At 67.3% G+C, this 12,519-nt stretch carries 11 protein-coding genes and 1 tRNA gene; 9 read left to right on the top strand and 3 right to left on the bottom strand.

The features are described 5' to 3' along the window. Positions 1–20: 20 nt before the first annotated feature. The 3 genes from cgtA to rplU all read right to left on the bottom strand — a co-directional run bounded on the left by cgtA (position 21) and on the right by rplU (position 2,102). Entirely contained in the window at positions 21–1,265 is a 1,245-nt protein-coding gene (gene cgtA, locus ACTJKJ_RS00620; protein ID WP_175538345.1) for an Obg family GTPase CgtA, read from the bottom strand. 230 nt (positions 1,266–1,495) lie between these two features. After that, positions 1,496–1,753, bottom strand: a complete 258-nt coding sequence (rpmA, locus tag ACTJKJ_RS00615; RefSeq protein WP_091727137.1) for a 50S ribosomal protein L27 — start codon at positions 1,751–1,753, stop codon at positions 1,496–1,498. Between the two features lie 37 nt (positions 1,754–1,790). Further along, entirely contained in the window at positions 1,791–2,102 is a 312-nt protein-coding gene (gene rplU, locus ACTJKJ_RS00610) for a 50S ribosomal protein L21 (protein ID WP_067065598.1), read from the bottom strand. 366 nt (positions 2,103–2,468) lie between these two features. Here rplU and ACTJKJ_RS00605 point away from each other — a divergent pair, with 366 nt between their 5' ends. The 9 genes from ACTJKJ_RS00605 (at position 2,469) to ACTJKJ_RS00565 (ending at position 12,484) form a co-directional block, all read left to right on the top strand. After that, entirely contained in the window at positions 2,469–3,398 is a 930-nt protein-coding gene (locus tag ACTJKJ_RS00605; RefSeq protein ID WP_091727143.1) for a polyprenyl synthetase family protein, read from the top strand. A gap of 26 nt (positions 3,399–3,424) precedes the next feature. Beyond that, positions 3,425–3,501, top strand: a tRNA-Pro gene (locus ACTJKJ_RS00600). A gap of 272 nt (positions 3,502–3,773) precedes the next feature. Further along, positions 3,774–6,599, top strand: coding sequence for an autotransporter family protein (locus tag ACTJKJ_RS00595; RefSeq protein ID WP_440819288.1), 2,826 nt, complete (start codon positions 3,774–3,776; stop codon positions 6,597–6,599). Positions 6,600–6,772: 173 nt separating this feature from the next. Further along, a complete protein-coding gene (pilB, locus tag ACTJKJ_RS00590; RefSeq protein WP_091727150.1) occupies positions 6,773–8,506 on the top strand; it encodes a type IV-A pilus assembly ATPase PilB in 1,734 nt (577 codons plus the stop codon). 125 nt (positions 8,507–8,631) lie between these two features. Continuing rightward, complete coding sequence (locus tag ACTJKJ_RS00585; protein ID WP_091727152.1) at positions 8,632–9,870, top strand: type II secretion system F family protein; 1,239 nt, start codon at positions 8,632–8,634, stop codon at positions 9,868–9,870. Between the two features lie 3 nt (positions 9,871–9,873). After that, entirely contained in the window at positions 9,874–10,815 is a 942-nt protein-coding gene (locus tag ACTJKJ_RS00580) for a prepilin peptidase (RefSeq protein WP_297384316.1), read from the top strand. A gap of 20 nt (positions 10,816–10,835) precedes the next feature. Then, on the top strand, positions 10,836–11,429 hold the full coding sequence (gene coaE / locus ACTJKJ_RS00575) for a dephospho-CoA kinase (RefSeq protein WP_297384185.1): 594 nt from the start codon (positions 10,836–10,838) through the stop codon (positions 11,427–11,429). A gap of 76 nt (positions 11,430–11,505) precedes the next feature. After that, positions 11,506–12,261 (top strand): cell division protein ZapD, encoded by a 756-nt coding sequence (gene zapD / locus ACTJKJ_RS00570; RefSeq protein WP_091731524.1) that lies wholly within the window; start codon positions 11,506–11,508, stop codon positions 12,259–12,261. A gap of 13 nt (positions 12,262–12,274) precedes the next feature. Beyond that, positions 12,275–12,484 carry a DNA gyrase inhibitor YacG gene (locus ACTJKJ_RS00565; RefSeq protein WP_091727156.1) on the top strand — a complete coding sequence of 70 codons (210 nt, stop codon included), beginning with the start codon at positions 12,275–12,277 and terminating at the stop codon, positions 12,482–12,484. Positions 12,485–12,519 lie beyond the last annotated feature (35 nt).

Genomic DNA, 12,519 nt, shown 5'->3' with positions numbered 1-12,519 from the left:
GGGCAATGCCGGGGACGCGTTCAGGGCAGCGGGTCGAAGCGCGGATCGCGTTCGGGCGGCTTCTCCGCCTTCTCAGCCTTGTCAGCCTTCTTGCCGCGCGGCGTCTTCGCGGGCGTCGCCCCGGCGGACTCCGCCTTCGCCGCCTTGATCACCTTGGCCTTGGCGGCGCGCGTCTTGCGCGTTTCCTGGAAGGCCTTGGGCGGATCGATCGTCGGCTCGTCGAAGCGCGCATCCGGGTCCTCGACCGGCGGCGCCTGGATCGCGGCGACGTGATCGTAGATGGCGCGGATCAACGGCTCGCAGCCCTCGCGCGTCAGCGCGGAGATCTCGAACACCGGTCCCTTCCACTTGTAGCGCTTGACGAAATCCTTCACGCGGGCGGCGCGCTCCTCGGCCGGCACCATGTCCAGCTTGTTGAGCACCAGCCACCGCGGCTTCTCGTACAACGCCTCGTCGTACTTCTTCAGTTCCTTGACGATGGCCTTGGCCTCCGCGACCGGATCCACGTCGGGATTGAACGGCGCCAGGTCGACCACATGCAGCAGCACGCGCGTGCGCTGCAGGTGACGCAGGAACTGGTGACCCAGGCCGGCACCTTCGGCGGCGCCCTCGATCAGGCCCGGGATGTCGGCGATGACGAAGCTCTTCTCCGGCCCGACGCGCACCACGCCCAGGTTGGGATACAGCGTGGTGAAGGGGTAATCGGCAATCTTGGGGCGGGCATTCGAGACGGCCGCGATCAGCGTCGACTTGCCGGCGTTGGGCTGGCCGAGCAGGCCGACGTCGGCCAGCACGCGCAGTTCCATCTTGATCTTCTTGACCTCGCCCGGCCAGCCGGGCGTCTTCTGACGCGGCGCGCGGTTGGTCGAGGTCTTGAAATGCAGGTTGCCGAAGCCGCCATCGCCGCCCTTGGCCAGCAGCACCGGCACATCGGGCTCGAGCAGCTCGGCGATGATCTCGTCGGTCTCGAGGTCCCGCACGATGGTGCCGACCGGCACCTTCAGCATGATGTCCTCGGCCGCTGCGCCGAACTGGTCCGAGCCCCGGCCCGCTTCGCCGTTGCGCGCCTCGTGGCGCCGCGCATAACGGTAGTCGATCAACGTGTTGAGGTTGCGATCGGCCACCGCATAGACGCTGCCGCCGCGGCCGCCGTCGCCCCCGTCCGGACCGCCGAAGGGAATGAACTTCTCGCGGCGGAAACTGGCGCAGCCCGCACCGCCGTTGCCGGCGGCGATATCGATGGTGGCTTCGTCAACGAACTTCATGGATGGCCTTCAGTCCCGGAGCGGGGCTATCGTAATTCAGGCCCCCGTGCTCCCGCGCGAGGACATGCTTTGAATCGGAGCGAGTCAGGTTTCGCCGGAACTTGCGGTCGGCGCCGGAACCCACAGTCACGGGTCCCGAAAAAACAAAGCCCCGGACGAAGCCGGGGCTCTGGGTCCGCCGGAAGCGGAAGACCAGGTCTTCCGCCCGCGGCGTCAGGACATCAACGCGCTCAGGCCGCCGTGACGACGACGGTGGAGCGGCTGTTTTCGCCCTTGACGGTGAAGGACACCGTGCCGTCGATCAGCGCGAACAGCGTGTGGTCCTTGCCCATGCCCACGTTGGTGCCGGCGTGGAACTTCGTGCCGCGCTGGCGGACGATGATCGAGCCTGCCGAGACGGTCTGGCCGCCGTACACCTTGACGCCAAGCATCTTCGGCTTCGAGTCGCGGCCGTTTCGTGTCGAGCCGCCGCCCTTTTTCTGTGCCATGGATTACTCCTTGATCAGATTGCGAGTGAGTCGAGGATCAGCCGTTGACCGCGCTGATTTCCAGCTCGGTGAACGTCTGGCGATGGCCTTGGCTCTTCTTGTAGTGCTTGCGACGACGCAGCTTGAAGATGCGCACCTTGTCGTGCTTGCCATGAGCCACCACGGTGGCCTTGACGCTGGCGCCAGCAACCAAGGGAGTCCCGATCTTGAGGTCCGCGCCGTTTCCGACAGCCAGCACCTGGTCAATCACGATCTCTTGGCCAACTTCCGCAGCAATCTGTTCTACCTTGATCTTTTCGCCAGCAGCAACCTTGTATTGCTTGCCACCGGTTTTTATGACCGCGTACATATCAGCCCTTTCACATGCGAGCGATCCACGAAGCGCCACGAGGCACCCTGCCGACCGCCCAAGAAAAAACACCGCATGGAGATGCGGAGCCCGAGAATGTAGCACAGGCACCCCTGCTGATGCAAACCCTGAGACGCGCCCAAGCCCGCAGCCATCGGCCTTCGCGCTTGGCGGAACGTCCGGATGCGCACTCCGCCACGGGTCGTCACGGCGCCGGCCAGTCGCGCGGGTGCGCAAGAGCGCGTGGCTCAGCCGGCGCCTCGCGCGGGCCTTCCTATAATCCGCGCTTCCCCTCACCGTGAGTCCAGAGTGCAACCCATTGCCTCTACCCCTGTTGCCGAGGTCCTCGAGGCGCTGAATGCGCAGATGAACGAAGTCGATGCCGTGATCGCGCAGCGGCTTCGATCGGACGTCGCGCTGATCAACCAGATTTCCGCGTACATCATTCACGCTGGCGGCAAGCGGATGCGGCCCAAGCTGGTGCTGATGTTCGCCAACGCGCTGGGCGCCGACTCCCCCGCCAGCCGCGAGCTCGCGGCGGTCGTCGAATTCATCCACACCGCGACCCTGCTTCACGACGATGTCGTCGACGAGTCCGCGCTGCGCCGCGGCAAGCAGACGGCCAACGCCCTGTTCGGCAACGCGGCCAGCGTGCTGGTGGGCGACTTCCTGTATTCGCGCGCCTTCCAGATGATGGTGTCGGTGAATCGCATGCGCGTGCTCGAGGTGCTGGCCGACGCGACCAACGTCATCGCCGAGGGCGAAGTCCTGCAGCTCATGAACATGCATGACCCGGACGTCGCGGTCGACAGCTATCTGCGCGTCATCCGCTACAAGACGGCCAAGCTGTTCGAGGCCAGCGCGCGCCTGGGCGCGGTGCTCGCCGATGCGCCCCCCACCCTGGAGGAAGCCTGCGCCGGATACGGCCGCTCGCTGGGCACCGCCTTCCAGCTGATCGACGACGCGCTGGACTATGAGGGCACCAGCGATTCGCTGGGCAAGAACGTCGGGGACGACCTGCGTGAAGGCAAGCCCACCCTGCCGCTGCTGATCGCCATGGAACGCGGTACCGACGACGACCGCGCCCTGATCCGCCACGCGATCGAGCATGGCGAGGTGGAACGGCTGCAGGACATCGTCGCGATCGTGCGCCGCACCGGCGCGCTGGAGGCGACCCGCGAGGCTGCCCGCGCGGAAGTCGCACAGGCGCGACAACATTTGTCGGCACTCCCCCTTTCCAAGTGGAAAGAAAGCCTGCTAGAATTTGCGGCTCAGTCGGTGGAGAGAAGTTCTTGAACAAACTCTCGATCGAATGACCAAAACGGGGTGTAGCTTAGCCTGGTAGAGCGCTACGTTCGGGACGTAGAGGCCGGAGGTTCGAATCCTCTCACCCCGACCAGGATTCAAAAAAGCCCAAGTGGATCGACCACTTGGGCTTTTTCCTTTTCGGCGCTCCGCGTCGACGCATTCAGCACCCTGCGCCGCCTCGCACCGGGTTCCGCGGCAGATCCCGGGCCCCTGCTACCGAAGACAGCACCAACATCGCACCGTTGGGAATCGGACAGGACATGCCCCCGTCCGCTCCCTACATTCACCCTGCGGCAACGGCCTGCGACGGGCGCATATCCAGGGTCAGCCGGCAGCGCCGTCCGCACTGCCAAGGATCTGATCATGCAAGGCTCCCGCCCCTCCTTCTCGTTGCCCGGCCCCGATGCCGGCACTCCCTCCCGCATGCTTGTCGCAGCACTGATCGCTGCGGCATTCACCCCCCACGAGGCCTTCGCGGCATGCACCGGCACGGCCGGCGCCTGGCTGCAAGCGAGCAACGGCACGACTTGCACCGCCAGCGGCAGCTACTCGAGCACCGGCGCCGCTTCCGGCATGGGCGTCCTGTCCTCGGTTGGCGGCGGCGTGATCAATGCCGCGACCGCCACCACCGTGACCCTGTCGAGCAACGGCCGTTCCGGCGCCTACGCGACCGGCGCCGGCTCGCAGGTCAACTTGCGGGGAGGCGCCACCATCAGTCGCGCGCCCACCGGCAGCGGCAATCAGGGTCTCGTCGCCGATGGCGGCGCGACCATCACGGTCGACGGGCCGTTGACGATCACGCTGCCCAACGGTTCGGGCAACCACGGCGCCCTGGTCCAGGACGCCGGCAGCACGATCACGCTCAATGGCACGACCCAGATCACCATGGGTCGCGGCAGCGCCTACTCGCCGGGCCTGCGCGCCATTGGCGGGACATTGATCGTCAACGGCGATGTGACTGTCAGCACCGCGGGCGATTCGAGGTCCGACGCCGTTGTCGCCGACACCGGCGGAACCGTCACGCTGAACGGCGCAGCGAACCTCAGCACCAGCGGCCTCCAGGCCTCGGGCCTGAAAGTGAAGACGGCCGGAACCATCACCTACAACGGCCCGACCACGATCACCGTCGGCAGCGTCAATGGATCCGGCATCCGGACGGTGACCGCGGGCATCGTGAATGCCGGCGCTTCCTCGACCACCACGATCGATGTCAGCGGCGTCAATGGGCAAGGCGTCTCGGCAAGAGACATCGGGTCGCAGGTGAACCTGGCCGGCGCGGTGACGATCAATGTCACCGGCGTCACGCGGGCGGATGTTCCGGCCGGCAACCCGGAGTCCTACGCGGCCGGCCTGCTGGCCGACCTGGGCGGCGCCATCAACGCGACGGGAACGCTGCATGTCGCCACGAACGACGCCACCAGCTTCGGCGCGCTGCTCGTCGCCGACAACGCCACGATCGCGGCCACCGGCGGTGGCACGATCAGCGCGGCGGGCACCGCCATCGGTTTCGCGCCGGGCGCTTCCCAGCAGGCCCGCTTCGACCGCTTCGTCATCACCAACGCGTCGGGCGACCTCGTTCGCGCCGAGGGCGCCGCCGGCGGCGCGCTGACCTTGAACGACAGCACGGCCACCGCCATCGCGGGAAGCAACGTGATCAGCGCCGTCAACGGCAGCACGCTCACCGCAACGGCAAGTCGCAGCACCTTGAACGGCAACCTCGCCGCCGATGCCTCCAGCGTCCTGAACGCCCGCTTGCTCGAGTCGTCGCGCCTCGTCGGCAGCATCGCGGGAGCCCATCTCACCGTCGACGGCACCAGCCAATGGACGATGACCGCCAACTCCACGTTGAGCGGACTCGATCTCGCCGGCCACATCGCCACCCCCGACCCCGAGCAGGTCTTCACCCCCCGCACCCTGACCGTCGCGGGCAACTGGGTCGGCCAGGGCGGCACGGTGCAGCTGCACACCGCGCTGGGCGGCTCCGACTCGCAGACCGACCGCATCGTGGTCGATGGCGGCACGGTGAGCGGCAGCACCACGCTGCGGATCACCAACGTCGGCGGCCTGGGCGCCCCGACCACCGGAGACGGCATCCGGATCGTCGAGGCGATCAACGGGGCCACGACGACGGCCCAGACCAGCAAGGACGCCTTCAGGCTGGACGGCGACCATGTGGACGCCGGCGCGTACAGGTACAGGCTCCAGGCGGCCGACGCGACCGGCGCCGGCGAAGACTGGTATCTGCGCTCGACCTACCGGACCGATGCAGCGCTCTTCGCCGCATTGCCGGCGCAACTGCGCCAGGCGGACCTGGCCATGCTGGGCAACCTGCACCGCCGCATGGGCGACGACACCGGCGAGGCCGGTCGTCGCGCCTGGGCTCGCGCCGTCTACAGCGACCTCGACATCCGCCAGGCCGGCGACATCGCCCCGCGGAGTCAGGGACACGTCTCCGGCCTGCAGGCCGGCACCGACCTGCTGGTGAACGGCGCCTGGCGCGCGGGCGTCTTCCTCGGCCTGATGGACGGTCGGACCGACGTGGACGGCCGATTCGGGGGCCTCCAGGCGCGGGCCGGCAGCACCGACCTGCAGTCGCGCCATCTCGGCGGCTACGCGACCTGGAGCGATCCAGATGGCTTCTATGCCGATGGCGTGCTCCAACTCGGCCGCCATCGCTACAGCGTGCGTCCGGAGGACGACACGAACTCGACCGCCCGCGCCCGTGGCGTCACGGTCTCCCTCGAAGCCGGCAAGTCGCAACCCGTCGCTGCCGGATGGAGCCTCGAGCCCCAAGCGCAGGTGATCTATCAGGCGAGCCGCTTCGACGACGCACAAATCAGCGGCGCCACCGTGCAGCAACAACCGCAGGGCCGATGGACGGGCCGGCTGGGCCTGCGCCTCAAGGGCGACGTCGCCACCGGCGCCGGCCGCCTGCAACCCTACGCACGCCTCAACCTGTACCGCACGAGCGGCGGACACGACCTCACGCGGTTCGTCGGACCGGCATGGACGACCGACCTCGCCGCCGGCACCGGCGCCAGTGCCGCAGAGCTCGCGGCCGGCTTCACGCTGACCCTTTCCCCGACGGCCAGCGCCTATGGCGAAATGGGACACGTCGCGGCCATCGGCGGCGAGTCTCGTTTCAACTCGTCGCTGCAGGGCAGCGTGGGGCTGAAACTCCGCTGGTAGCCTCCAGCCCTCGCACATTTCCCGCTCAATTTCCAGTGCCCAACGCCGAAATTGCACGGAGCGTCTGACTTCAGTGAATGCCCGGGGCATCCCCGGCGTCACCCCTTCGTTCAAGGGGGTAAAGTGAGAGGTCGTTCCGGCGCCAGCGCCGGGCATCAGGCAAGACCCAACCGATGGCGATATCCGTGGACACCACATTGGCCGAACCCCCTCAGTCCGCCCTGTCCGGCGTTGCCCGCGTGCTGGTGCATGCCGGCAAGCTCAAGCCGCAGGCCGCCGAGGACCTGGTCAAGCTGGCGCGGGAGAAGAAGACTAGCTTCGTCAACGCGGTCATGGCATCGGGGACCGTGTCGCCCTCGGACCTGGCCCATACGCTCTCGCACGCGCTGGCGCTGCCGCTGCTGGACCTGAACGCGGTCGACGCGCACAAGCTCCCGCAGAACATCATCGACGCCAAGCTGGCCACCCAGTACCAAGTCGTCGTGCTGGCACGGCGGGGCAACCGGCTCTTCATCGGCGGCGCCGATCCGACGGAGCAGGAGGCGGTCGAGCGCATCAAGTTCGCGACCCAGCTGACCCCCGAATGGATCATCGTCGAGCACGACAAGCTCGCGAAGCTGCTGGGCATCACGGCCGCGTCGACCGCCGAGGCGCTGGAGGCGATCTCCGGCGAGGACTTCGACTTCGACATCGCCGAGGAAGACGCCCCGCCGCCGGAAGAGTCGCAGGACATCACCGACGTGGAGGACGCGCCGGTCGTGCGCTTCCTGCAGAAGATGCTGGTCGACGCCATCAACATGCGGGCATCGGACCTCCACTTCGAACCGTTCGAGTACCACTACCGCGTGCGCTTCCGCGTCGACGGCGAACTGCGCGAGATCACCCAGCCGCCGATCGCGATCAAGGACAAGCTGTCCTCGCGCATCAAGGTCATCTCGCGGCTGGACATCTCCGAACGCCGCGTCCCGCAGGACGGCCGGATGAAGCTGAAGTTCGGCTCCAAGGCCATCGACTTCCGGGTCTCCACGCTGCCGACGCTGTTCGGTGAAAAGATCGTGATCCGGATCCTGGACCCGTCGTCGGCGAAGCTGGGCATCGAGGCCCTGGGCTACGAGAAGATCGAGAAGGAGCGGTTGCTGCAGTGCATCCACCGCCCCTACGGGATGATCCTGGTCACCGGGCCGACCGGCTCCGGCAAGACGGTGTCGCTGTACACCTGCCTGAACATCCTGAACCAGCCCGGCACCAACATCTCGACCGTCGAGGACCCGGCGGAAATCAACCTGCCCGGCATCAACCAGGTCAACGTCAACGACAAGGCGGGACTGACCTTCTCCGCGGCGCTCAAGGCCTTCCTGCGCCAGGATCCCGACATCATCATGGTCGGTGAGATCCGCGACCTGGAAACGGCCGACATCGCCATCAAGGCGGCGCAGACCGGCCACATGGTGATGTCGACGCTGCACACGAACGACGCGCCCACCACCCTCACGCGTCTGCTGAACATGGGCGTGGCCCCGTTCAACATCGCCTCCAGCGTCCTGCTGATCACCGCCCAGCGCCTGGCCCGCCGGCTGTGCGAAAACTGCAAGGCGCCGGCCGAGTACCCCCGCGAGGCGCTGGTCCGCGCCGGGTTCGCCGAGGAGGAACTCGACGGCAGCTGGAAGCCCTATCGCGCCGTCGGCTGCTCGAATTGCAACAATGGTTATCGAGGCCGTGTCGGTCTTTACCAAGTGATGCCCATCAGCGAGGCGATTCAGCGGATCATTCTGTCCGAGGGAACGGCCATGGACATCGCCGAGCAGGCCCGCGCCGATGGCGTGCGGGACTTGCGGCAGTCCGGGCTGGTCAAGGTCCGGGCGGGCGTCACGACACTGGAAGAGGTGCTGGCGGCCACCAACGAATGACACCGGCGACATGACGCGGCGTCCTCGGGCGCCGCGTTCGTGCGTCTGGCGTCCGGCCACCGGGACCGTTCGAACGAATCAAAGATTGGGAGCGCCAGTCCCCTGGCGCGACGGCAGGAGGTGATATGGCGACGACCACCGCAAGCGGCAAGAGCGCGACCAGCAAGAACATCAAGGAATTCGTCTTCGAGTGGGAAGGCAAGGACCGCAACGGCAAGATCGTGCGCGGCGAGATGCGCGCTGGCGGCGAAGCCGTCATCAGCGCCTCGTTGCGGCGCCAGGGCATCCTGGTCACCAAGGTCAAGAAGCGGCGCAGCTCTGGCGGCAAGTCCATCAAGCAGAAGGACATCGCCGTCTTCACGCGCCAGCTGGCGACGATGATGCGCGCCGGCGTGCCGCTGCTGCAGGCCTTCGACATCGTCGCCCGGGGCAGTCCCAACCCCCGCCTGACCAAGCTGCTGACCGACATCCGCCAGGACGTCGAGACCGGCACCTCGCTGTCGGCGGCCTTCCGCAAGCATCCGCTCTACTTCGACGCGCTGTACTGCAACCTGGTCGAGGCCGGCGAGCAGGGCGGTATTCTCGAAGCGCTGCTGGACCGCCTGGCCATCTACCAGGAAAAGACCGTCGCGCTGAAGGGCAAGATCAAGTCGGCGTTGACCTATCCGATCGCGGTGCTGGTGGTGGCCTTCGTCGTGACGGCGGTCATCATGATCTTCGTGATCCCGGCCTTCAAGGACGTGTTCAAGTCCTTCGGCGCCGACCTGCCCGCGCCGACGCTGTTCGTGATGGCCATGTCCGAGATCTTCGTCGCCTACTGGTGGCTGATCTTCGGCGTCATCGGCGGCGGCCTTTACTTCTTCTTCCAGAGCTGGAAACGCTCGGAGAAGATGCAGAAGTTCATGGACCGGCTGCTGCTGAAGATCCCCGTCTTCGGCCAGTTGATCTACAAGTCGGCGGTGGCGCGTTGGACGCGCACGCTGGCGACGATGTTCGCCGCCGGCGTGCCGCTGGTGGAAGCGCTGGACTCGGTGGGCGGCGCCTCCGGCAACGCGGTGTTCGTCGAGGCGACCGAGAAGATCCAGCGTGACGTGTCCACCGGCGCGTCGCTGACGACCTCGATGCAGACGACGGGGATCTTCCCGGTGATGGTTCTGCAGATGTCCTCGATCGGCGAGGAGTCCGGCTCGCTGGACCACATGCTCGGCAAGGCCGCCGACTTCTACGAAGAAGAAGTGGACGACGCGGTGAAGGCGCTGTCCAGCCTGATGGAACCCATCATCATCGTGTTCCTGGGCACGCTGATCGGCGGCATCGTGATCTCGATGTACCTGCCGATCTTCAAGCTCGGCGCGGTGGTGTAAGTGCTGGACCAGAGCCTGCTGGAAGCGCTGCTGTCGCCCGCTTTCCTCGGCCTGATCGGCCTGTGCGTCGGCAGCTTCCTGAACGTGGTCATCTACCGGACGCCGGTGATGCTGCATCGGACCTGGCTGTCCGATTGCGCGGACCAGCTGGCCCAGGAAGACGACCTGCGCACCCACGCGGGACTGGATGAGGCCAAGGCCAGGCAACTGGCCGCCTCCGTCGCCCCCTTGCGGGAAGCCCTGGACCGCCAGCCCGCGTTCTCGCTGATCCGGCCGGCGTCGCGCTGCCCGCATTGCGGTCACGCCCTGCGCTGGCACGAGAACCTGCCGCTGCTAGGCTGGCTGCGTCTGGGCGGGAAGTGCGCCGCCTGCAAGGCACCGATCTCGCCGCGGTATCCCTTCGTCGAACTGCTGACCGGCCTGCTGTTCGCCGGCATCGCCTGGCGCCTGGGCCCGCAACCGAGCGCCTTGCTCTATTGCGGCTTCGCGGCGGCGCTGGTGGCGCTGGCGGGGATCGACTGGGACACGACGCTGCTGCCGGACAGCATCAACCAACCCTTGCTGTGGGCGGGACTGGTCGCCGCGCATGCGGGCTGGATCCCGGTGTCCTTGCCGAACGCGCTGATCGGCGCGCTGGCCGGCTACCTGTCCCTCTGGTCGATCTACTGGATCTTCAAGCTGGCCACCGGCAAGGAAGGCATGGGCTACGGCGACTTCAAGCTGCTGGCCGCCCTGGGCGCGTGGCTGGGTTGGCAGATGGTGCTGCCGGTCGCGCTGTTCGCCTCGCTGATCGGCGCGGTGGTCGGCATCGCGCTCAAGCTGCGAGGCGGCTTGCGCGAAGGCCGCTATGTCCCGTTCGGTCCGTTCCTGGCGGGCGGCGGGCTCGCGGTGCTGCTGATCGGCACCGCCGAAGTCACCGCCTGGCTCGGTCTGCAGGCGATCTGATCCCGTCCGCCGGGCCTCCCATGCGCATCGGACTCACCGGCGGCATCGGCAGCGGCAAAAGCACCGTGGCGGCGGCGCTGGTGGAACTGGGCGGCGCGCTGCTGGTCGACACCGACGCCATCTCGCGCGCATTGACGGCCCCGGGCGGGGGCGCGATGGCGGCGATCGAAGCCCGGTTCGGCCGACCGTTCGTTGCCAGCGATGGCGCGCTGGACCGCGCCGCGATGCGCGAACTGGCCTTCCGCGATCCCGCTGCGAAACAGACGCTCGAAAGCATCCTCCATCCGATGATCGGCGCCGAGACGGCACGGCAGGCCGCGCTCGCCTCGGCCGGCCAGCGGGTCGTCTTCGACGTGCCCTTGCTGGTCGAGTCGGGCCGCTGGCGGCGCCTCGTGGACCGCGTGCTGGTGGTCGACTGCGACGAATCCACCCAGATCGCCCGGGTGATGGCCCGGTCCGGCCTGAGCGAGGGCGCCGTGCGGGCCATCCTCGCCCAGCAGGCGACGCGGGCGCAGCGTCGCGCCGCCGCCGATGCGGTGATCCACAACGACGGCCTGACCCTGTCGCAACTGCGAGAAGAAGTCGGCCAACTGCTGACCAGTCCCCTGTTCTGACCACCCCTCACCCGGCCAGGGTGATGCATCGGCGCACTGTGGAACAATGGCCCCTTGCCGCAAAGGGATGGTCGACTTGGTCCTCTACGAATATCCGTTCAACGAGAGCATCCGCACGATGCTCAGACTCGAACACCTGTTCGATCGGCTCGGTCAGCTGATGGCGCGCGACACCGCGATGGATCACCACTTCGCGTTGGCCACCATCTTCGAGGTCATGGATGTCGCCTCGCGCGCCGACCTAAAGGCCGACCTGCTCAAGGAGCTGGAACGCCACCGCACGCAGTTCAACGGCTACCGCGGCAATCCCGCGGTCTCGGAAGCGGTGCTGGACGAGGTGGTCGGCCGGATCGACGCCGCGTTCGACAAGCTCAACCAGTTGCCGGGCAAGGCGGGCCACGCGCTCACCACGAACGAATGGCTGATGAGCATCCGGAGCCGGATTTCCATCCCGGGCGGCACCTGTGAATTCGACCTGCCAGCCTACTACGCCTGGCAGCAACTGCTGCCGGTGCGCCGGCGCAATGACCTCATGCAGTGGGCCCAGACGCTGATGCCGATGGCCGAGGCGCTCAACGTCCTGCTGGGCTTGCTGCGGGACAGTGGCTCGCCGCACAAGGTGGCGGCGCATGGCGGCCAGTACCAGCAGAGCCTGCCGCCGGGTCGCAGCTTCCAGCTGCTGCGCATGCGCATCGATCCGAGCCTGGGGCTGATTCCGGAGATCAGCGGCCACCGTCTGATGGTCTCGATCCGCCTGATGCGCCAGGACGAGGACGGGCGCTTGAAACCGGCACCCGTCGACGCCACCTTCGAACTCACCCTGTGTTCCTGACAGCCGTACCGTCATGACCGAGCGATTCATTCCCGCCACCCCGGCGCCGCGCATCGTCCCCTGCCCGACCTGTGGCGGCGACAGCCTGTTCTCGCCGGACAACCTCTGGCGCCCGTTCTGCAGTGAGCGCTGCCGCCAGATCGACCTGGGCCACTGGTCCGACGAGTCCTTCCGGGTGGCCGCGCCCCCGACGACCGTCGACGAGGACGACGCCTCCAAATGAAAGAACCGGCCCTCGGGCCGGTTCTTCATTGCGCG

The organism is Roseateles sp. 22389 (assembly GCF_052044995.1).
GTDB lineage: Bacteria > Pseudomonadota > Gammaproteobacteria > Burkholderiales > Burkholderiaceae_C > Roseateles.
The sequence above is the reverse complement of the archived record's forward strand: the minus strand, read 5'-3'. Positions and strand labels throughout refer to the sequence as shown.